General features: G+C 49.5%; 23 protein-coding genes, 1 pseudogene and 1 riboswitch. Of the genes and pseudogenes, 14 read left to right on the forward strand and 10 right to left on the reverse strand.

Translation table 11 applies throughout. The features are described 5' to 3' along the window. Window positions 1-64: 64 nt before the first annotated feature. Entirely contained in the window at window positions 65-1,042 is a 978-nt protein-coding gene (locus HP567_RS07355) for a cation diffusion facilitator family transporter (RefSeq protein ID WP_173611263.1), read from the forward strand. 72 nt (window positions 1,043-1,114) lie between these two features. Here the strand turns inward: HP567_RS07355 and HP567_RS07360 are convergent, their stop codons facing one another. The 5 genes from HP567_RS07360 to sspK form a co-directional block, all read right to left on the reverse strand. Continuing rightward, the gene (locus tag HP567_RS07360) at window positions 1,115-2,452 is read right to left on the reverse strand and encodes a hemolysin family protein (protein ID WP_173611264.1); all 1,338 of its coding nucleotides are present in this window, start codon (window positions 2,450-2,452) and stop codon (window positions 1,115-1,117) included. Between the two features lie 217 nt (window positions 2,453-2,669). After that, complete coding sequence (locus HP567_RS07365) at window positions 2,670-3,782, reverse strand: site-2 protease family protein (RefSeq protein ID WP_173611265.1); 1,113 nt, start codon at window positions 3,780-3,782, stop codon at window positions 2,670-2,672. Between the two features lie 68 nt (window positions 3,783-3,850). After that, window positions 3,851-4,153 (reverse strand): iron-sulfur cluster biosynthesis family protein, encoded by a 303-nt coding sequence (locus HP567_RS07370; protein WP_173611266.1) that lies wholly within the window; start codon window positions 4,151-4,153, stop codon window positions 3,851-3,853. 143 nt (window positions 4,154-4,296) lie between these two features. After that, window positions 4,297-4,653, reverse strand: a complete 357-nt coding sequence (locus HP567_RS07375; protein ID WP_173611430.1) for a DUF3905 domain-containing protein — start codon at window positions 4,651-4,653, stop codon at window positions 4,297-4,299. 127 nt (window positions 4,654-4,780) lie between these two features. Continuing rightward, a complete protein-coding gene (gene sspK / locus HP567_RS07380) occupies window positions 4,781-4,912 on the reverse strand; it encodes a small acid-soluble spore protein K (protein WP_007724732.1) in 132 nt (43 codons plus the stop codon). Window positions 4,913-5,008: 96 nt separating this feature from the next. On the opposite strand from sspK, the gene HP567_RS07385 reads away from it, so the two are divergent. Genes HP567_RS07385 through HP567_RS07395 form a run of 3 tightly spaced genes read left to right on the forward strand, consistent with a single transcriptional unit; the run spans window position 5,009 to window position 5,655 of the window. Beyond that, window positions 5,009-5,284 carry a DUF3886 domain-containing protein gene (locus HP567_RS07385; RefSeq protein ID WP_173611267.1) on the forward strand — a complete coding sequence of 92 codons (276 nt, stop codon included), beginning with the start codon at window positions 5,009-5,011 and terminating at the stop codon, window positions 5,282-5,284. Further along, complete coding sequence (locus HP567_RS07390; protein WP_173611268.1) at window positions 5,284-5,430, forward strand: hypothetical protein; 147 nt, start codon at window positions 5,284-5,286, stop codon at window positions 5,428-5,430. The genes HP567_RS07385 and HP567_RS07390 overlap by 1 nt, the downstream gene beginning before the upstream one ends. A gap of 48 nt (window positions 5,431-5,478) precedes the next feature. After that, window positions 5,479-5,655: a hypothetical protein gene (locus HP567_RS07395; protein ID WP_007724726.1), complete on the forward strand. Its 177-nt coding sequence runs from the start codon at window positions 5,479-5,481 to the stop codon at window positions 5,653-5,655. Window positions 5,656-5,750: 95 nt separating this feature from the next. Here HP567_RS07395 and HP567_RS07400 read toward each other — a convergent pair whose 3' ends face one another. From HP567_RS07400 to HP567_RS07410, 3 genes are read right to left on the reverse strand one after another with little or no spacing between them, the layout of a single operon-like run. Beyond that, complete coding sequence (locus HP567_RS07400; protein WP_173611269.1) at window positions 5,751-6,938, reverse strand: ABC transporter permease; 1,188 nt, start codon at window positions 6,936-6,938, stop codon at window positions 5,751-5,753. Continuing rightward, window positions 6,935-7,654: an ABC transporter ATP-binding protein gene (locus HP567_RS07405; protein ID WP_047073491.1), complete on the reverse strand. Its 720-nt coding sequence runs from the start codon at window positions 7,652-7,654 to the stop codon at window positions 6,935-6,937. Before HP567_RS07405 ends, HP567_RS07400 begins: the two co-directional genes overlap by 4 nt. 26 nt (window positions 7,655-7,680) lie before the next feature. Next, the gene (locus tag HP567_RS07410) at window positions 7,681-8,958 is read right to left on the reverse strand and encodes an efflux RND transporter periplasmic adaptor subunit (RefSeq protein ID WP_173611270.1); all 1,278 of its coding nucleotides are present in this window, start codon (window positions 8,956-8,958) and stop codon (window positions 7,681-7,683) included. Window positions 8,959-9,168: 210 nt separating this feature from the next. Here HP567_RS07410 and HP567_RS07415 point away from each other — a divergent pair. The 10 genes and pseudogenes from HP567_RS07415 to HP567_RS07455 all read left to right on the forward strand — a co-directional run. Then, window positions 9,169-10,518, forward strand: a pseudogene (locus tag HP567_RS07415) (glucose-6-phosphate isomerase); the annotation flags it as partial. A 15-nt stretch (window positions 10,519-10,533) separates the two neighbouring features. After that, window positions 10,534-10,758 carry an excisionase family DNA-binding protein gene (locus HP567_RS29965; RefSeq protein ID WP_307723640.1) on the forward strand — a complete coding sequence of 75 codons (225 nt, stop codon included), beginning with the start codon at window positions 10,534-10,536 and terminating at the stop codon, window positions 10,756-10,758. Between the two features lie 64 nt (window positions 10,759-10,822). Next, window positions 10,823-10,939: riboswitch (TPP riboswitch) on the forward strand. Between the two features lie 596 nt (window positions 10,940-11,535). After that, a complete protein-coding gene (gene thiO, locus HP567_RS07420; RefSeq protein WP_173611272.1) occupies window positions 11,536-12,639 on the forward strand; it encodes a glycine oxidase ThiO in 1,104 nt (367 codons plus the stop codon). Between the two features lie 88 nt (window positions 12,640-12,727). Next, on the forward strand, window positions 12,728-13,522 hold the full coding sequence (locus HP567_RS07425; RefSeq protein WP_173611273.1) for a hypothetical protein: 795 nt from the start codon (window positions 12,728-12,730) through the stop codon (window positions 13,520-13,522). 151 nt (window positions 13,523-13,673) lie between these two features. Further along, window positions 13,674-14,072, forward strand: a complete 399-nt coding sequence (locus HP567_RS07430; protein ID WP_173611274.1) for a YugN-like family protein — start codon at window positions 13,674-13,676, stop codon at window positions 14,070-14,072. Window positions 14,073-14,168: 96 nt separating this feature from the next. Beyond that, window positions 14,169-14,618: an NUDIX domain-containing protein gene (locus HP567_RS07435; protein ID WP_173611275.1), complete on the forward strand. Its 450-nt coding sequence runs from the start codon at window positions 14,169-14,171 to the stop codon at window positions 14,616-14,618. 100 nt (window positions 14,619-14,718) lie between these two features. Continuing rightward, complete coding sequence (locus HP567_RS07440) at window positions 14,719-15,516, forward strand: NAD kinase (protein WP_173611276.1); 798 nt, start codon at window positions 14,719-14,721, stop codon at window positions 15,514-15,516. Between the two features lie 24 nt (window positions 15,517-15,540). Next, on the forward strand, window positions 15,541-16,278 hold the full coding sequence (locus HP567_RS07445) for an MOSC domain-containing protein (RefSeq protein ID WP_173611277.1): 738 nt from the start codon (window positions 15,541-15,543) through the stop codon (window positions 16,276-16,278). Then, the gene (locus tag HP567_RS07450; protein ID WP_173611278.1) at window positions 16,275-16,763 is read left to right on the forward strand and encodes a YbaK/EbsC family protein; all 489 of its coding nucleotides are present in this window, start codon (window positions 16,275-16,277) and stop codon (window positions 16,761-16,763) included. Before HP567_RS07445 ends, HP567_RS07450 begins: the two co-directional genes overlap by 4 nt. Further along, on the forward strand, window positions 16,760-17,323 hold the full coding sequence (locus tag HP567_RS07455) for a hypothetical protein (protein ID WP_173611279.1): 564 nt from the start codon (window positions 16,760-16,762) through the stop codon (window positions 17,321-17,323). Before HP567_RS07450 ends, HP567_RS07455 begins: the two co-directional genes overlap by 4 nt. Window positions 17,324-17,391: 68 nt before the next feature. On the opposite strand, the gene HP567_RS07460 is transcribed toward HP567_RS07455, so the two are convergent. After that, window positions 17,392-18,645, reverse strand: coding sequence for an MDR family MFS transporter (locus tag HP567_RS07460; protein ID WP_173611280.1), 1,254 nt, complete (start codon window positions 18,643-18,645; stop codon window positions 17,392-17,394). 224 nt (window positions 18,646-18,869) lie between these two features. After that, the gene (locus HP567_RS07465; protein WP_173611281.1) at window positions 18,870-19,361 is read right to left on the reverse strand and encodes a GNAT family N-acetyltransferase; all 492 of its coding nucleotides are present in this window, start codon (window positions 19,359-19,361) and stop codon (window positions 18,870-18,872) included. Window positions 19,362-19,390 lie beyond the last annotated feature (29 nt).

The raw sequence follows: 19,390 nt of genomic DNA on the forward strand, positions 1-19,390 counted from the left end.
ACACTCCTTACGAATAGGGAATAGTAAAGGAAATCGTCTCGTTCAAGGAGGGAATGGCAAAACCATGAGCTCTATCTGGGCAATGCTAAAAAAGGGAAATACGTCCTCGGCGACAGCGGCTTTGGGGAACACAGGGCTTGCTATCGCAAAAGGCTTTGCGGCTGTCTATAGCGGGAGTGGAGCCATGTTTGCGTCGGCGATGCATTCTGTAGCCGATGCGGTCAACCAGTTCTTCGTTTTCTTTGGCAGCGTACTCGCAGAGAAAAAACCGACACCGAGGTTCCCTACAGGCTTTGGTCGTATCATTAATATTTTCTGTATGGTCGCTGTGATCGTCGTAACCATCATGGCCTACGAAACCATTATCAAAGGCTTGCATCTCATTTCCGAGCCAGCAGAATCCAGCCATTTTTGGTTGAATTTCATCATTTTGTCTCTGGCGGTCATTGTGGATGGATACGTGCTGGTGAAAGTGATGTTCGAAATCGTTCATGAAGCTCGGGTGGAAGCGAAAGGCTTTGCTGTCATCCCTGCAGCCTTTCGGAATGTAGGACGTGCGGCTCCCCCGACACGACTTGTCTTTTACGAAGACATCGTAGCTACACTCGGTGCGTTATTGGCGCTGATTGCCGTTATCATCACTACGTTTACTTCTTTTGCCTTGCTGGACGGGATTGCCACCATTCTGATCGGGATTCTCATGGTGGGCGTGGCATTCAGGGTAGGGTACGACAACATGGTCGGTTTAATTGGTATTGCAGCCCCCAAAGAAATCGAGGATCGGGTAGCCAAAGTCATTTTTGCTGATCCGGATGTGACGGACATCAACAAGCTGCGGATTGTACAGGAAGGGCGTTTTTACCATGTGGAGAGCTACGTCGAGCTGCGGACGGGACTGAGCCTTGCTGTGGCGGACGATATTAAATATCGCATTCGCGACAGCTTGCTGACTGACCCGGATATTAGCGATGTGACAATGGGGATTTTGGAGGACAACGGCGTGGACAACTGGAAGCAACTAACGGACCAGGGAATCACGTAGACAAATAGAAAAAGCCCCACACCAGGCAAGTAAGCAGGTGTGGGGCTTGGGTTTGTGTTAAGGGTGTGATGATTAGGAGACGGTCAACAGTTCTTGTTGCTCCGATTCATCTTTTTCCAAACGCGTAATCAGAACGCGTGTGACACGGTGATGATCCATCTGCTTGACGGTGAACAGGTGGTTTTCCCATTCTACTGTCGCACCAACAGCGATGTCTTCTTCCAACTGGCTGTACAACCAACCGCCAATCGTGTCTACATCTTCGGATTCGAGTTCGAACGGAAGATGGTCATTCAGGTCAGCCAATACGAGCATACCGGATACAGAGAGGCCATTGTCCAGCTTTTCAATCTCTGGTCTTTCCTCATCAAACTCGTCTTGGATATCCCCAACGATTTCTTCCAAAATATCCTCCATCGTTACGAGACCGGCTGTTCCGCCGTACTCGTCGATGACAATCGCGAGCTGTGAACGGTTTTTCTGCATCAGGCGCAATACCGTGCTGATTTCCATGGTTTCCGGTACGGTCAGGACAGGGCGGACCAACGTATCCAGCTCTACGCTTCCGTCTTGCAAGGCAGAAAGGTAGAAGTCTGTCGCATGGACAAAACCAATGATGTTGTCCTTGTCCTCAGCTGCAACCGGAAAACGCGTGTGGCGCTGCGAGCGGATAATCTCCAGGTTTTCTTCAAAGGTATTCGTCGTATATAAGCAAACCATATCAATGCGCGGGATCATCGTTTCCCGAGCGACGGTTTCGGAGAAGTCAAAAACTTGTTCCACAAGAGCCAATTCGGTTTGGTCGATATGGCCACTTTGGTGACTTTGGTTGACCAAAATTCGAATTTCTTCTTCCGTATGTGCCGCTTCATGTTCTGAGATGGCTTCGAGTCCGAGTCGTCTCATGAGAGCGTTGGCGGTTCCGTTCAAGAACCAGATGGCAGGGTAAAGCAATTTATAGAAAAACATCAATGGCGCGGCAACCCACAACGAGGTGATTTCTGCTTTTTGAATGGCCAATGATTTCGGAGCCAACTCACCCAAGACAATGTGGAGGAACGTAATAATCGCAAAGGCTACACCAAAAGAAATCGCGGAGATCGCATATCCAGGCAATCCTGAGGATCCAAGCAAAGGCTCCACAATCATATGGGCAATGGCCGGTTCCCCGACCCAACCCAGTCCCAGCGAGGCGAGAGTGATCCCGACCTGGCAGGCAGATAGGTAAGCGTCTAGCTTATGCGTTACTTTTTGGGCATAGACTGCACGTCTGTTACCTTCATTCACCATCTGTGTCAGGCGCGTCTGCCGCACCTTCACGAGTGAGAACTCTGCGGCTACGAAAAAGCCGTTGAGAAAAACAAGAAATATAACAAGCAGTAGGTTGAGCACTATCGGGACGGTGTCCAAGTAACAAGTCATCCTCTCTGGAATTTTATGAAAGTACTATTTTCTATTTTACTCTGATTGGGTGGAACGCACAAAAGCGATATACCACCGTAGGGGGCGTTTTACGCCCTTTTGGTCGGGAAGAGCGACTCTCAGATAACCGTAGCGCATGTTTTTGCGCTCGGAGAACGCCGCAGATGGGCATCCATTTTTGTCAAGCAACGCAAAGTGCAAGCGGTTACCTGTGCAGTATTTGTTGGGCGTACACGAAAAACGCTGACAAAACAGCAGCTAAACCGAGATAGGCAGCCAACACTTTCCACTTCGTAGAGGCAGGTGCGTCGTAGTACGTAGTGAGCTGGTGCATTTGCTCATCCAGTTCAGCCAGCCTCTCTTGCGCCGCACGTTCTCCATCACGGAGCGCATCCGATGGGATCGGTCGGTTCGGGTCAGAATCGTAATACAGTACAGGCTCTCGTTCCCACAGTCTGAACAGTTCCCATTTTCTGTTCACATACACTTTATCGAGTCGCTTGAAATCACGCTGAAGGCGTTTTTTGTCCTGCAAAAATGGAACATAGAATTTCTTCAAATCTTCCTGATTGATCGCATTGACCTCGGCATTCATTTGCGTGCGAATATCCCATGTCGATTCCAGAGCGGGCCATTTGGCTATGCTTTGCTGGAAGTCTGCAATCTTTTCGCGCTCGTATTGCAGGAGCTTTTGTTGATAGCTTCCACGTAGGCGGTTGTACCACGTAATCAAGCCGATGATGAAAATGATCACAGTAATCGGTCCTGGGTTGGCGAACAGCATAACGCCAAGCCCGACTAACCCGATAAACCAAATCTTCGTCGACAATACCGAAACGATGCGGCCGCCATCCAGCGGGGAGATGGGCAGCAGGTTAAATAAATTGAGCATGGCGCCCAAGTAGATAACCAAGCCCCAGAAAGGGTCCTGCGTATACCAATACAGCGGGAGGGCAGGCAAGAAAGCAATCATCCCCGCCAAGGGTCCGCCGTAGGCTAAGTACGCCTCCGTTTTTGCATCGCGCGGCATGTCTTTCATGGCAATGAAGGCTCCGGCAAAAGGAATGAAGACAGCGGGTGAAGTCGCGATTCCTTTTCGCTTGGCGGCAATCACATGGCCCATTTCGTGGACGAAGATCAGATAGACGAGAGCCACGGCGAATTTCCATCCGTAGAAAACGGCATACGCCCACAAGGTAATCCCCATGGATATAATGGTGGTTCCGAATTTCGAAAACTTCAGTATGCTAAGTATCCATTTTAAATTGGCAAGTAAGAAAGCACCGATCGCCAAAAGGACTGAACGGCTTTTTTTCATCGTTTTTCCTCCCAGAAGATATAGGCAGATATTCCTTCTTACGAATCAAAGAGAGAGAAGTTTCTTTTCTAGTTGCCATCCAGACGAGGGTTGGTGAAGTAAAAGCCGTACTCGCCATGGAGCGGATTGTAGCTCAGATGTCCCCCGTCGAAGTACCAGAAATCAGTCGGACGAATGACAAATCGCAATCCCTCTACTTCAAACACAGCATCATCGGTGAGGGTCTCATCTTTTTCAATCGCATAAAACATGCCACCGGTCCCGGGGCCGCTTGTTCGTACATATAATCGAAGCGTATCTCCCGGAACAAAGCCGGCATAACGTTGATAGGCAAGGGAAAACGCTGGTTCTATCGCAAGTGTAATACTCATGGACTAGCTCCTTTCTGCTACTTGACTTCCATTGTAACACAAGTCAGAGTAGTGTCCCGAGGCTCAAGGTGCAGGTGCAATCCAAAAACACCCGTCCGGTCAGATGTGCCTCTGCCGAACGGGCTTGCATGAAAAAGCTGGTATTAGTCCTTGCCTTTGCTCACATCGAGGGTAGGGTGCATAAAGCGCGCTCTATCTGGTTCTTCTTGATCCTCAAGGAGCTCACGGTTTTCTATCGAGTTCCAGCCAATGTCATTGGTCGGATGTACCCACCGGTCCCCTGCCATGACGGAGGGATCGGTTTCTGTGCTCCAGTTGTGTAAGGGAGATTCCTTGGACTCGTACAAGCTGTCACCGATGACGACTCCGAACTCATTGACGAATGGCTTTTGAATCGTACGGGACGAGTTTTTGAAGTCAGGAGCACTGATTTGATGCGGCAGCGTCCCATCGAGGGAAATATCCTTCGTCTGATCGTTCTTCTGCTTCTCGTTATCCATCATCTGGACCTCCTTTTTTCCCATAGCATGCATCAGTCACTGACCCCTTATTCGGTTTCGGATGGGAGCTTGCGCCTGCCGTCCAGTAAAAATCGCCGAGCATAATGGCTGCCCGGCGGTTTTCTTGTTAGCGGTTTTCTTTTAGCCTTTCTTGTGGTTCACTATTAATGGAGCCGTCAGAGCGGACAGCCTCGGATTGGGCTTTGGGTCCTCGAATTTCAGCGGTTTTTCCAAAATCTTTTTCTTTGTTGCGAACCATGTGATGTCCTCCTCTTTGTGAAAGATGAAGATAGTATGACCCGGATGGGGCCAGAGAATGAGGACAGAATGAGGATAGGGAAAGGGTGGCAATTCAATGGCGAAAAAACAACGAAAACCACAACAGCGTCAAGCAGTGACAACAACTACGGCAGACGCGAAAAGCGGATTGAACAGTTTGAAAGATATGCTGAATGCAGATGCGCTCGGAGCACTCAAGCAGCTTGAAAAAGACATGAAGACAGAAGGCGAGCGCAAAGAAAAGGAAGCAGCCGAACAAAAGCGCCGGGAGCAGGAAGAACGCGAGCGCAACAAGAGCTTTGCTGAGCTTTTGGACGATTACGAGAAAAAAAGCGGAGGCAAGTACAGCTAATGCGGGATGGACGGCAAACGGACCGACCGGATACTTCCAAAAACGGTTTGATGAAGAAGCGGCAACAAGATATCAAGGACGAGTCGATCAAGGAGCGGGGCCGGATGGTCCTCGGCCGATTGGGCAAAAAGGACTCGAAGAAGTGATTTTTTCTCTCCCATTCCCATATAGCTAGGAGTGAGGGGAGGGAGGTCATGGGGACAATCCTGCTCCTGTTTAGCCTCTTGTGTGTGGCAGTAGGGACCTGGAAGTTAATCGGGATCTACAAGGCAGAAAAGGCTGACAGCAAGCCGCTCTGGTGGACAGTCGCGAGCGTGGGGATTGCGCTTTTTTTTCTTTTGAAGCTGGTAACGGATACGTTGCCAACATAAACAAGCACCTGTAGCCAGAGAGCTTACAGGTGCTTGTTTTTTCGAAAAGGCTACACGCCCATTTAAGGAAGGAAAATTGGCTGCACCATTCTTCCTTATTCGTAGCGCAGTGCTTCGATTGGATCGAGCTTAGCTGCCTTGTTGGCCGGATAGAGGCCGAAGAATATACCAATGGCACTGGAGAAGCCGAATGCGATAAATACGCTGTTCCAGGACATTAGCGGCGGCAACTGTGCAAAATAGGCAATGATCGAAGCGATACCAAGGCCGAACAACACCCCGATCAATCCACCGATCAAGCAGACGATGACCGATTCAATCAAAAACTGAATCAAAATATCTCGTCTGCGTGCCCCTAAGGCTTTGCGAATCCCGATTTCGCGAGTACGCTCTGTCACGGATACGAGCATGATGTTCATAACGCCGACACCGCCAACCACGAGGGAGATTCCTGCAATGATACTGAAGATCAGCGTTAAGGTGCCCGTCATTTGATTAAACTGATCCATCGATTCTTGCATGCTGCGAACCCTGTAATGGTCTTCCTTTTGATGCTTGCGGCCTAAATACTGTTTGACCTGCTGCATGGCTGGGTCGACAGAGGCTTTGTCGATCGCTTTTCCCATGATCATTTGAACAGAAGGCTCTTCCTGCAGGCTCATTTCGTAACGGATGGGAATAATCGCTCCATAGCTCGTTGCCATGTCAAACTTGAACTTCTCTTCCGTATACGTCCCGATTACGACGAGAGATTGATTGCCCCAACGAACGCGCTGACCAATCGGGCTCATTTGACCGAACAGCTTTTGAGCAAGAGGTTCCTCAAGAACGATGACAGCGCGTTGCTCTTTGTCATCTACCTCGTTGAAAAGTCGCCCTTTTGCCACCTTCAAGGTTGATTGCATCGAAAAATAGTCAGCAGTGGAGGCAGTGAGGTTGACGCGCTCTTCTTTTTTCGGCCCCTTCAAATCAATCGTACTGGAGTTGGAAGGCACGATGTATTCGATGGCAGGACTAATCCTGCCGAGCACCTCGGTATCTTCCACGGTCATATCTTCTGCGGCTATCTCTTCTTTTGTCTCCCAATTGATGAAGACGCTAAACGTGTTTTGCCCGAACTTTTCCATCTCTTCATTGATGGCTTTCTGTCCACCTTCACCGAGTGCCGTGACGACAATGACGGAGGTAATCCCGATGATGATCCCGAGCATGGTCAAGATCGAGCGCATTTTGTTCGCCCAAATACCCTCCACGGCGGTGTTAAAGCTTTCCATAAAATTCATGTGACAATCACCTCGTCAGACGGCTTGGAGAATATCCGCTCCGTAACCTTTTCATCGCGAATGATCACGCCATCCTTGAAAGTCACAATCCGCTCAGCGTGCTGGGCGATATCCAATTCGTGGGTAACGAGAATGATCGTAACGCCCTGCGCATGCAGCTCCTGAAACATGGCCATGATTTCGACCCCGGAGCGGCTGTCCAGATTTCCCGTCGGTTCGTCTGCCAGCAGGATCGCTGGTTTATTGACCAGTGCTCTGGCAATCGCCACACGCTGTTTTTGACCACCGGATAGTTGGGTTGGCTTATGATCCATACGTTCAGCAAGTCCCACTCGCTTGAGTGCTTCTGTAGCCCGTTTGCGCCGTTCTGAGCGACTGACATTGGCGTACATCATCGGCAGCTCTACATTGTGCAAGGAGGTAGAGCGGGCGAGCAGATTAAACGATTGGAACACAAAGCCGATCTTTTGGTTGCGAACAACGGCGAGCTCGGTATCTTTCAGGCTGCTGACCTCAATGCCATCTAACATGTACGAACCTGAATCTGGACGATCCAGACAGCCCAGCATGTTCATGAACGTCGATTTCCCTGATCCTGATGGCCCCATGATGGCAACGAATTCGCCTTGTTCCACCAGCAGGGAGACACCTTTTAAGATGGGCAGTACGGTATCACCCGTCTTGTATGCTTTCGTCAAGCCTTCTACATGAAGCATCGTCGGCTGACCTCCTTCTTTACGTGTTACATGCCCATTGGTGCGCCGCCGCCACTCATCGGCATGACTGGTGCTCCTTCAGTCAGGGATTCGACAGGGCCTAGAATCACTTGCTCATCACCGTTCAGTCCGGACTTGACGTGAGTGAACAACTCATTTTCCATACCGGTTTCGACCTTCTGCTTTTTCGCAACACCATTAGCAGATACCCAGACAAAGGTGCTGCCGTCAGCATCTTGCTGTACAGCTTCGATTGGGACTTGCAAGGCATTATCGATTTTTTCGACGGAGATGTTGATGTCCACATGGAAGCCAGGCTTCAAAGCAGAGAGATCTCCAGATGGCTTGAGGGTGACTTTGACGCGTGTTTTTTCACCTTGCCCCGACTTGGTGGCAGTAGTGGTCGCGGTTGGAGAGATGCGAGTAACTTCCGCATTCAGCTTTTTCTTTCCGAGTGTCACGCCTTCAATCGTGGCAGATTGACCGATTTTGAGCTTGTTGACATCGGATTCGTTGATATCTGCTTCAATCAACAGATTGTTCAGATTGGCAAGGGTCAAGATTTCCGTTCCCTTGTTGACGTATTGACCGTTATCCGCTGCAACGCCAACGACGGTTCCATCCATAGGTGCTACAACGACGCTTTGGACACGTTCTTTATTCAGCTGTGCTTTTTCTACGTTCAGCTTGTTGATTTGGGCTTGCTGAGCGGCAATGTCTTCCTTGCGTGGTCCCTTTTGCTTGAGAGCGAGCTGTTGCTTGGCGACATTCAGCGTAGATAGAGCGCTATCCATTTGTGATTTCACCTTGTCCAGCTCTTGCTGGGTAGAAGCGCCAGAAGTGAATAATTGATTCATCCGATCATATTCTCGCTTTGCCGCGTCGTATTCGCGCTGGGCTTGGGAGACACGTTCTTGGTCTTGTGCGACTTCTTCCGGCTCGTTGCCGATTTGTGCCTTGGCGAGGTTGGCTTTGGCCAACTCCATTTGCGCTTCCAGCTCGAGAATTTTGCTATCGACATCGGATGTGTCGATTTTCGCAATCACTTGCCCCTTTTTCACCTTATCGCCTTCCTTGAAAACAAACTCCCGTAAGGTTCCGGTGACGTTGGCGTACTGTTTAAGCTTGTCTTCTACGGTGACGAGCCCTGATGTCAAAACCTTGCTTTCCAAAGCCGATTTCGTTGGTGCGCCGATGTTGACAGGCATTCCCATAGCTTGTTGCGATCCCATCATGGAAAAAGCAACGCCCCCGATGCCCAGGAGGACTACGACGGAACCGATGATCCACCATCGTTTTTTCATGTTCATTCTCCTTGCTTTGGTAAGAACCATATTATTTCATTGCTCGAAAGGGTTTTACGGTAGTGCTGGAAAAAGGTAACATAAAACGCCGAATGTTCACATTTTGGACACATTTAAACGCATTTTGATACGTTTTATCGGGAAGTTCTTTGCCGCCAATTGCCGTGATATCATAGATAAAGATGAGATGACGTTCCTCGGAGGGGAGCTATGAACAAACCGATTCGCTTTGATTACGCCAACGCTCGAGCCTTTGTCAAACAGCATGAGTGGGAGCAGCTTTCTCCAGCGATCGAGATTGCGCATCAAATGCTTCATTCAAGGACTGGACCCGGAAAGGATTATCTTGGTTGGGTCGATTGGCCGGAACAATACGACCGGGACGAGTATGAGCGAATTCGCCAAGCGTCAGCACGGATTCAATCAGATTCTGATGTGCTTCTGGTGATTGGCATCGGAGGGTCGTATCTAGGGGCAAAAGCGGTGCTTGACATTTTAGGTCACAGCTTCTACAATTTGCTGCCGAAGTCCAAGCGTCGTTTTCCAGAGATTTATTTTGTGGGCAACAATATTAGTCCGATTTATATCTCTCATCTGATGGACGTAGTAGAAGGAAAAAATGTGTCCATCAACGTCATCTCAAAATCGGGCACGACGACTGAGCCCGCTATCGCGTTTCGACTTTTTCGGGAATGGCTGGAAAAGAAATACGGACGTGAAGAGGCCAAAAAACGAATTTACATTACGACGGATAAACAGCGAGGAGCCCTGAAAAAGCTGGCGGATGATGAGGGATATGAGTGCTTTGTCATTCCAGATGATATTGGTGGGCGATATTCAGTCCTGACCGCGGTTGGATTGTTGCCGATCGCTGTAAGCGGGGCGAACATGGATGCGCTCATGCAAGGGGCCAAGGATGCACGCGAACGCTACATGGTCATGGATTTGCGTGACAATCCGTGTTATCAGTATGCGGCCATTCGTAATGCACTCTATCGAAAAGGCAAGACGGTGGAGCTGTTGGTCAGCTATGAACCGCAGTTTCGCTACTTTGCGGAGTGGTGGAAGCAGCTCTTCGGGGAATCGGAAGGCAAGGACGGCAAAGGAATTTTTCCGGCTTCAGCCGAGTTTTCAACGGACTTGCATTCGTTGGGTCAATACATACAGGACGGCATGAGGCATTTGTTTGAGACCGTTCTGTCTGTGACAAAGCCCGCTGTGGATTTGACTGTCCAGGAGGACCCCGCTGACGTCGATGGATTGAATTTTTTGACTGGCAAACGAATGGGGTATGTCAATAAAAAGGCTTTCGAGGGAACGGTGCTGGCCCATGTGGACGGCGGCGTACCGAATCTGCTTGTGGAAATACCGGAGGCGACAGCTTACTATCTTGGCGGACTGATTTACTTTTTTGAAAAGGCATGCGGAATCAGCGGCTATTTGCTAGGCGTCAATCCGTTTGATCAGCCAGGGGTGGAGGCGTACAAAGCCAATATGTTTGCCTTGCTGGGTAAACCGGGCTACGAGCGGCAGAAAGCGGAACTGGAGGCTAGATTGCGCGAGAATAAGACGTATTTGACCGTTGAGGAGACAGCCGCCTATTTGGAGCTTCCCGAGACGTTTATTATGGAAAAAATCAAGCAGGGGCGCATCCGTGCTGTCCATGACGGCAATGAGTACATTATCAACAAAGAGCAATTCAATCATCATCTGGAGGAAATTCGCAAGCTCCGGGAGTTCGAGGATGCCGCGCGTCATGAACCGATTCCGGAGAGCTACGATGTGAAGGATGAGGATTAACCAGCGGACGTGCTTGTCAGATGGTTGCAAACAGGACTATACTTACAAAGGAATATCATAATGAACAAGCAACTTGGGGAGTCCTTCATGCGGGGCTGAGAGGATGGAAGCAACTGACCATCGACCCATTGCACCTGATCCGGATCATGCCGGCGCAGGGATACGGTTGCCGGCAGACAGCGCTTTTCGCTTGATTGTTACCTATGCGCATGTAGCCCACCTTTTCCTGCTCGGGAATTGGTGGGCTTTTTGTTATGGAGGCTATGTGTGGCTGTAGTGGAGAGAAGAATATTTCCAGTCTAAGCTCCAGGCTCCGTCCTGCTGGGGGCTGGGACTGCCCGCTCCGAAGGGATTCGCGGGGAAACGCAAAAGTGGTAGCCGCTACGTCGTATGGGCACGGTTGCGTTTCTGTTGCCCGCGAATCCCTTCTCCGCTCGGTAGGACTCCACAAGTCGCTACGTCTGGAAATATTCTTCTCTGGCGTAACTGATTGCGTTCTTCATTAATTAAAAATCTTTAAAAATCGGATAACACGAAAGGCTCGTAGAGGAAACAGGAGAAATAAGCGAAACACGCGAAACACGCTCTTAAGCGTCCACCTCTGAAACACATCCTTGAAGATACCGCTTTGGACGCGGTTTCGCTTTTTGCATGGAGTCGTGCAGTCAATCCCCCAGGGGGTGGCCCTAGAAGCTGAGCGTTTTCTCCTGTTTCCTCCACGCCACAACAGCAACGTACAAGTCGTTTTTAGTCAACATGGTGAGGAGAGAGAAAAAGATGAGTGATTGTCTGGTAGTGGGTGGAGGAATTATCGGATTGAGCTTGGCATACGAGCTGTCGCGGCGCGGGGTGAGCGTTACCCTCGTCGAGCAGGGTGAATGGGGAGGGCAGGCGTCTTCGGCTGCTGCAGGAATGCTTGCTCCTTTGAAAGAATTCACAGCACTTGGACCGATGCTCGATTTGGGCATGGAGTCACTTGCGCTATACCCGGAATGGGCTGCAGAGCTGGAAGAATTGACTGGCGGAGATGTACAGCTAAGCCTGGAGGGATTGCTGACCGTCGCGTTAAATGAGGAAGAAGTCCAACAGCTTGCAGACAAGTACCGTTGGCAAAAAGAAGCGGGCCATGCTGTACACTGGCTCTCGACTACAGCACAAGTGAAAGAGATAGAGCCGCTTCTGACCGATCAAGTGCAAGCGGCCATCTATTCGCCGTACGAAGGACACATCAACAATCGAATGCTTCTTCGCGCCTTGGCAACTGCTTGCCAATTGCAAGGAGTGAAGCTGCTATCTGGCTGCGTGGTGAGCGGCATTGCGGTAAAAGGCGGAAAAGTAATCGGGATCGAGACCTCTACAGGGTCACTGCGTGCCGAACAGACCGTGATTGCCTCGGGAGCGTGGGTTGGAATGATGCTGGAGATGCTTGGTATTTCCGTGCCGATTCGCCCTGTTCGTGGACAGATTGCGGCCGTTTCGTCCGTGGGCATTCCATTGCGAACGGTGATTTTCGGAACGACAGGCTACATCACCCCGAAAAAGGATGGAAAAATTGTCATTGGTGCGACTGAGGATGAGAGTGGCTTCCAGCGAGACGTTACAATGGCAGGTTTGGCGAGTATCCTGCAAGGGACCATGCCGTATGTTCCTGCGCTTCACTCCGCTACCTTTCTGGAGGCTTGGGGTGGACTTCGACCTGCGACACAAGATGGCAAGCCGCTATTGGGCCCCGTTCCTGGCTGGGAAGGACTGTCGATCGCAGGTGGACATTTTCGCAATGGCATCTTGCTTTCTCCTGTCACTGCAAAATCGATGGCGGACTTTGTGGAAAAAGGGGAGACGGAGCGCCTTTTGCCATTTTTACCTGCCCGCTTTCTGTAAATTGGGCTAGTCTGGCCTAGAATCCGGTAACCTCCCCATGGGCACTTGTATATGGTAATAAAGAAACACCAGAAGGGGAGGAGTTTCCATGCAGTCTGATTCTGAAAAAAACCTGTATCAGGCTGACATTCAATTTGTCAGCCTGTTAAAGGATATGCGAGAAAATGTGCACAACATCTGCAAGGAGCACGTGGAGAAAAAAGTGCGCATCGAAGCGATTGACGGGCAAGTGTTTGAAGGCGTCATTGTCGATTATGATGATCAGAACGTATACGTAGAAGTTGTGGACCAGGATGCGGAGGAAGAAGAAGTTTTCGATGAGTATGATTATGAGAACTATGATGGCTACAATCCTTATCAAGTAATGGAAGTGGCCAATCGGCAGCCGTACGGAGGATGGGGGCAATATCCTGATTATTACTTTCAGTATGTGAGCTATAATCCGTATGCAGGTTATCCTCCCTATGGCGATCTCAGTCCTTATGGAGGCAATCCATACTATCCGCAGGTAAGTCCTTACGGTGATGGGTACAATCCATACGGTCAGGTCAGCCCTTTCGGCAGTTCCAACAACTCACGGGTTAGCCCGTATAGCAGCAGCAATCGTCCCGCCCCCCAAGTCAGCCCGTATAGCAGCAGTAATCGCCCCGCTCCCCAAGTCAGTCCGTATAGCGAGCAAAATCCGCAGGTAAGTCCTTACGGGCAAAATCTATCGCCATTCCCACCATTCCCGCCGTATCCGCCATTTTTTTGTCCGCCACCACCACCCCCACCGCCATATGTTTTGCCAAGAGTTCAAGGGAGAAGACGTAAAAGATGCCGGAACGGACGTAAAATCATTCCATTGGCGCTCTTTACACTCCTGACAATTGTCTTGATTTAATGGTGGGGAACTTACAAGCCTCTCAAGGCCATCACGGCTTAGGAGGCTTGCTGCTTTTTGTAGACGTGAGAGTACAACTTCGCCTTTTGTCACACACTACGAACAAAACGGTGGACGTTTCTCACAAAATAAATAAAGGCAGGGATTGACGATGCAACACATAAACAGCAATTTGCCAGGCACGCGGGCGACATTCGGTTATTTTCGTGAAGCGCTTCAACCGCATTTTACATTATCCAACTGGGATTATGAGCAAGGGTACTTCGACCGGGCGCTGGATGACAAAAACACGGTCTTTTTGCGCTTACCTGTAAAAGTATTGCAAGGCGAGCTTGATAGCCCAGATGCATGGTTGGAAATCGGGCGGCCGTTTGTGATCCGACATGTGTACCAGACTGGGGTAGAGGAAGATATCGGCTACACGGAGGCGCTCGCTTCGGGCTTGATGAATCAGTTTCAAGAGCCGGTAGACAAGGACGCACAGATTGATTCGAGATGGATTCGAAAAGCAGAAGCGGTTGTCAAAGAGCTGGAGAATCGCCTCGCGTGAGACAGGCCGTTGATAGGCCTGTTTTTTTCTTGTTTATGGCAGGGAAAATATAGGTGGCTAAAGAATGGTAGCACATGGAAAAAGCGAGGTGGAAATATGGCCTGGTACCATACAGTGGCGAAATGGTATTGGAAAATCCGCAAGCCTCTCACCTTGGGTGTTCGTGTCATTGTAACGGATAAAGAAAAGGGAGTTTTGTTAATTCGACATACGTATGTCCATGGCTGGTATTTGCCGGGAGGGGGAGTGGAGCGAGGAGAGTCGTTTGGGGATGCTGCTCGCAGAGAGCTGTGGGAGGAGTGCGGAATACGAGCGGACGGACTTACCCTCTGCCATCTTTTTTACAGTGAGCGAGAAGGGAAACGAGATCATATTGCCTTGTATCATGTCGACCTTACAACTGGCCAAGAATTGCATAAGGATGACAAAGAAGTAGCGGAAATGCGCTTTTTCGCTTGGGATGAGCTTCCTCGGGAAATATCACCAGCTACGAAGAGGCGTTTATCTCAATTTCGCAACCAGTCTTTTCAGAGTGACCGCTGGTGACAAGTGGGATTTTATGCAAGTCGATTTTTCCTATGGTATAGTGAAGACAAACAACAGAGCGTACATGACCGCTTGTAAGGATAAGTGAGGGCAGACCAGCATGAAGATTGCGACTGTACTGCGAAATGACGATTATACACGAGAAGTAGAACAAGCATTAAAAGAAAAGCTGCATGCAGCAAACAGCCCGTTTACTTTTGTGAAGGGACCCGGTGAGCAACCGGATATGGTGTTGTCCATCGGGGGAGACGGGACACTTTTGGAAGCCGTCCATCAATACGGGATCGAGCCGTCTTATGTGGGCATTCATACGGGACATCTCGGCTTCTATGCGGACTGGCGTCCCGAGGAGCTGGACGAATTCGTTGAGCGTTTGATACACGAAGAGCCTCTGATCGCGGAATACCCGACTGTCCAATGCAGGATCAGTACAAGAGATGGAAAGCAGTACGAAAAGTGGGCGTTGAATGAAATGGTTTTGCGTAACGCGAATTTGTCTACCTTGGTGACATGCGTCTATATAAATGGCGATGAGCTGGAGACGTTTCGCGGTGACGGCTTGATCGTTTCGTCACCATCAGGAAGTACAGCCTACAACAAGGCGGTGGATGGAGCGATTGTCCATCCGTCCATTGAGGCGATTCAGTTGTCCGAGATTGCTTCGATCAATAACCAAGCGTATCGGACGATCAACAGCTCGCTCGTATTGCCGAAGCATCATGAAGTAGAGCTGATCGTCATGAATCCCGAGATTATGATCGGCTTGGATCGCGAGCAGGCAGTGTGGAAAGATGTGTGTTCCATTCGTTGCAGAGTGGGACCTGACAAAGTGAAATTCGCTCGCTACAAGCGACTGACGTTTTGGGGGCGGGTTCGCAATTCGTTTATATCCGGATAGGAAAGCGTTGGGGAGGGGAGCCGAATGAAAAAAGTAGGAACACTACAGACCATTTTCCGTCATCCTGTCAAAGGAATGCGAGGGGAAGAGCTATCATCAAGTACGGTCGATGAATTTGGCTTGTATGGAGACCGTGCCTATTATTTTTGGGACAATACTCGTCAAGGCAAGTATCTCAGTGCGGATGTTGTGCCCGCTCTTATCGGATATCATGCCAGCATGAGCGAAGGGACAGGAAAAGAAGCGTACCCGCCGATTCGGATTGAAGCCCGGGATGGCAGTGTACATACGTGGGATGATGCTTTATTTGCCCATGTCGCGGAGACGGTGAAGCGCTCCATTACGCCTATGATTAGTAGTCCGCAAAAAGGCGGCGTGAACTGGGAAGACCACATTTTGCTGGTCACGGATGCATCTCTCAGAGAGATCGCGCGGCAGATTGGGGCAGAACAGGTAGATCCACGACGCTTTCGAGGGAATTTGGTCGTTGTCCTGGAGGATGATGAGCCGTTTGCTGAAGACAAATGGCTGGGCAAACAGATCAAAATCAATGATGTGACCTTGCAAGTCAACAAGCACTGCGAGCGCTGTGTGTATGTCAATATCGATCCAGAAACCTTGGCGATGACTCCTGCCGTATTGAAGGCATGCGTCAAGCGTCATAATAATCACTTTGGTGTTTATGCTTCGGTTGTCACGACGGGCAGCGTGTCACAAGGCGATGACGTTTTTTTAGTGGAGATTGGGAGTGACGGGGAATGATTGTTAGCCCTTTGGAAAAGGTTCGCAGCTACGTACAACGTTATGATTCGAGTATCGAGCCGATTTTGTTTGAACAGCCGTTGCCTACGTCCGAAGTGGCTGCACAGGCATTAGGTGTCGAGATCGGCCAAATTGCAAAGTCGATCTTGTTTCGGGTGGATGAGCAGTTCGCCTTGTTCGTGGCAGCAGGCGATGTACGCGTCCATCCCAAGCAAGTGAAGGCAGCGTTTGGACAAGGAAAGCCAAAGATGGCTACGCCGGAAGAAGTAGAAAAAATGACAGGTTTCCGTGTCGGAGCGGTTTGTCCATTTGCTTTGCAGGAAGAAGTGCCTGTCTATGTGGATCGGTCCTTGAAACGCTTTTCTGTGGTTTATACGGCGGCTGGTATCGCAGAATCACTTTTGCCAGTCTCTTATGAGGCCTTGTTGGAAATGACAGGGGCAAAGGAAATCGATGCGGCTTCTGCTGAAGGGAGCGCATCATGAAAAAAATTGCAGTCTCCATCGCAGCAGTAGCCATTGTCGTAGTCGCTGGTCTTGCCATCCTCGGAATGTCTAACCAAACGACTGCAATTGAAAACAGCATCTCCCATTCTGCTTCCTCGTTTAAAGAGATGTCAACAGACACGTACCTGAGTCATTACAACAAAATCAAAGAAGATTTAGCTGTGAAAGGAATTCATACCCTTCCTTTTCAGCTTGAGCTAGACAAGCAGACGAATTACTACCGCTTTTATTATCCAAAACAAGAAAACGTGGCAAGTGAAAAAGCAATATGGGTTAGCGTCATGCTGAGCGGTGATCAAAAAACAATAGACGGTATCATGTATGAAGGGGTTTTTGACGTTCATACAGTGAAGGCGATGATCCAAGCTACTGGACTTGCCTGGACTCCGGAGCTGGATCAGTTCATTGCGGTTACGAACATTGCAAAAACGCCAAAAGAAATGGTTGCTTCCGATGTGAAAGTAACGATTGAAGGAACGCCAGCACAGATAAAAGTAATGGTTGACCCTGTGAAGTTAGAAGCTCCCAAAAAATTATAATGCTGAAAAGGAAAAAGTGGTTGGCAGAGGTTATGGCTGCGCAACCACTTTTCGTTTTTTGTTGTCGTTTAGTTGGAAGGAGAGGACTCGCGGTTCTGAACGATTTGGAATAGCTTTACGTAAAGAACGGCACTCAAAAGGGAGCAGAACAGGATAAACCCAAAAACGCCAATCGGTATGATCCACTCCGAAAGAATGACGGTCACGGGAGCGAGGAAGCGGCCAAGTGAGTACTGCAGGTTAGCCGCACCCATGTACTGTCCGCGTGCATGTTCTGGTGCGTATTTGCTGACGAAGCTCTGCTCAACCGGAGTTCTCATCACTTCCCCTACGGTAAAGACGACCACGCATCCGAACAACAGCCAGGCATTCGTCGTGAATCCTACCAAAAACATGCCCATGCCAAATAGCAGGGAGGACAAGAGGAAGACATTCCGGTCGCTCCAGTTCTCAAACCATTTGGTAACAGGCAAAGCGCACAGAACAAACAGAAGGCCGCTTATTCCCAGCATCCATCCGAAAATCTCCGTACTGCTAAGCGAGAGTGACCAGGCATTCCACGAAAACAGCGTCTGTGCTGGGACGAATTCTTTTACATAGACTGCCAAAAATAGATCGAGCTGCACGATTGCGATCGTAATCAGCATGCCTGCGAAAATATAGATCGCAAAAGCTTTGTCGCGTAGAATGACGGCATAGCTCTGCCATTGCTCCTTCATAACGGAAGGGAAATGGATAGAGGCGACAGAGCTTTTTACGGACTGTGGCAGTGTCTCTCTCACATTGAACCAGATTGCAATCGAATACAAAAAAGTGACAAGCGCACAAGTCCATAGCAGCTCACTTCGGTATTGAAAGAAAAAGATAGCACCCAGAGCGGGTCCCAAAACAGCGCCAATGTTCATGGCTGTAACAAAGGTAGCAAAGACTCTCCGTCTGTCTTTTTCGGAGGTGAGATCAGCGACCATGGCAGAACTCGCCGGGCTGTATAGCGCTTTACCAAGCCCGATTCCTATAAACGCAAGATAATCGATCCAAGAAGAGAGGGAGAAGGCAAACAGCACAAACATGCCTGCCTGCAAAAACGCTCCTGACAGCATGACATATCGACGACCAAATCGATCAGCCAAATAGCCGCCAAAAAGATTGCCGATCGTACTCATAATCGGTGGTACTGCCATGAGTAACCCGGCAACATTTTTGCCAAAGGTATCACTAAAGTGGAGGGTGAGGAAGGGAAAGTACATCCAAAACAATAAGTTGAAAAGCGTCTCGCCGATCAATCTGGTCTTTAGATTCAGATCCCATGACAGCCATTGCACAGCAGGGCTACCTCCTGTTTTTGATTCCCTGGCCAGGTAAACCTACTTTAGTGCAAATTTTCAAAAAGATATAGACTTATAATCATCCGTCGGTTACACTAATATCATAAGGGCTAAGGGATTAGACCCTGGCTTAAGATGTGCCACTTTTAGGGATTCGCTTCTTACAAAAACAAATAAGCCGACACTTCCTTGTGGAAAGGGGTGTCGGCTTTCGTATGTTGTTACTTGACCATCCATTGATAAAAATGAACATCGTGCCATTCTCCGAACTTGAATCCCACCTCTTGAAACTTCCCTGCCAATGTAAAACCGAATTTCTCGTGTAGCTTCACGCTGGCGTCATTGCCGCCTACGATTCCGCTCATGATCGTATGGTATTCGAGTTGTCTGGCGCGCTCCTGAATCGCACTCATCAAGGCAGTGCCGATACCTTTCCCGCTTTTATCGGGGGCGATATAAATAGACAGTTCCGTTGATTTTTGATAGGCGGGCTTCTCGCGGAAAACGGACAGACTGCAATATCCGATCACTTTCCCTTCGGATTCGGCGACGATGATCGGATGTCTGCCACCGTGTTTGTGAAACCACACTTCGCGCTGGGCCAAGGTCTGTGGCTCCAAGTCAAAGGTAGCAACCAGATTTTCCACCGCGTAGTTGTAAATAGCGAGCATAGCGGGCAGGTCACTCAGAACTGCGTCTCGGATCTGTAGCATGATATTCTCTCCTCAAGTTGGTTGGTAGG

The sequence above is a fragment of the Brevibacillus sp. M2.1A genome (genome assembly GCF_013284355.2).
GTDB lineage: Bacteria > Bacillota > Bacilli > Brevibacillales > Brevibacillaceae > Brevibacillus.

What these genes read in the sequence shown, in the direction of transcription:
- HP567_RS07375 (WP_173611430.1), bottom strand. Translation starts at nt 4,653, where the DNA reads ATGGATAACGAGAAGCAGAAGAACGATCAGACGAAGGATATTTCCCTC.
- HP567_RS07355 (WP_173611263.1), top strand. Translation starts at nt 65, where the DNA reads ATGAGCTCTATCTGGGCAATGCTAAAAAAGGGAAATACGTCCTCGGCG.
- HP567_RS07385 (WP_173611267.1), top strand. Translation starts at nt 5,009, where the DNA reads ATGGCGAAAAAACAACGAAAACCACAACAGCGTCAAGCAGTGACAACA.
- HP567_RS07425 (WP_173611273.1), top strand. Translation starts at nt 12,728, where the DNA reads ATGCAGTCTGATTCTGAAAAAAACCTGTATCAGGCTGACATTCAATTT.
- sspK (WP_007724732.1), bottom strand. Translation starts at nt 4,912, where the DNA reads ATGGTTCGCAACAAAGAAAAAGATTTTGGAAAAACCGCTGAAATTCGA.
- HP567_RS07365 (WP_173611265.1), bottom strand. Translation starts at nt 3,782, where the DNA reads ATGAAAAAAAGCCGTTCAGTCCTTTTGGCGATCGGTGCTTTCTTACTT.
- HP567_RS07445 (WP_173611277.1), top strand. Translation starts at nt 15,541, where the DNA reads ATGAAAAAAGTAGGAACACTACAGACCATTTTCCGTCATCCTGTCAAA.
- thiO (WP_173611272.1), top strand. Translation starts at nt 11,536, where the DNA reads ATGAGTGATTGTCTGGTAGTGGGTGGAGGAATTATCGGATTGAGCTTG.
- HP567_RS07390 (WP_173611268.1), top strand. Translation starts at nt 5,284, where the DNA reads ATGCGGGATGGACGGCAAACGGACCGACCGGATACTTCCAAAAACGGT.
- HP567_RS07435 (WP_173611275.1), top strand. Translation starts at nt 14,169, where the DNA reads ATGGCCTGGTACCATACAGTGGCGAAATGGTATTGGAAAATCCGCAAG.
- HP567_RS07440 (WP_173611276.1), top strand. Translation starts at nt 14,719, where the DNA reads ATGAAGATTGCGACTGTACTGCGAAATGACGATTATACACGAGAAGTA.
- HP567_RS07400 (WP_173611269.1), bottom strand. Translation starts at nt 6,938, where the DNA reads ATGAATTTTATGGAAAGCTTTAACACCGCCGTGGAGGGTATTTGGGCG.
- HP567_RS07395 (WP_007724726.1), top strand. Translation starts at nt 5,479, where the DNA reads ATGGGGACAATCCTGCTCCTGTTTAGCCTCTTGTGTGTGGCAGTAGGG.
- HP567_RS07410 (WP_173611270.1), bottom strand. Translation starts at nt 8,958, where the DNA reads ATGAAAAAACGATGGTGGATCATCGGTTCCGTCGTAGTCCTCCTGGGC.
- HP567_RS07370 (WP_173611266.1), bottom strand. Translation starts at nt 4,153, where the DNA reads ATGAGTATTACACTTGCGATAGAACCAGCGTTTTCCCTTGCCTATCAA.
- HP567_RS07465 (WP_173611281.1), bottom strand. Translation starts at nt 19,361, where the DNA reads ATGCTACAGATCCGAGACGCAGTTCTGAGTGACCTGCCCGCTATGCTC.
- HP567_RS07430 (WP_173611274.1), top strand. Translation starts at nt 13,674, where the DNA reads ATGCAACACATAAACAGCAATTTGCCAGGCACGCGGGCGACATTCGGT.
- HP567_RS07450 (WP_173611278.1), top strand. Translation starts at nt 16,275, where the DNA reads ATGATTGTTAGCCCTTTGGAAAAGGTTCGCAGCTACGTACAACGTTAT.
- HP567_RS07405 (WP_047073491.1), bottom strand. Translation starts at nt 7,654, where the DNA reads ATGCTTCATGTAGAAGGCTTGACGAAAGCATACAAGACGGGTGATACC.
- HP567_RS07455 (WP_173611279.1), top strand. Translation starts at nt 16,760, where the DNA reads ATGAAAAAAATTGCAGTCTCCATCGCAGCAGTAGCCATTGTCGTAGTC.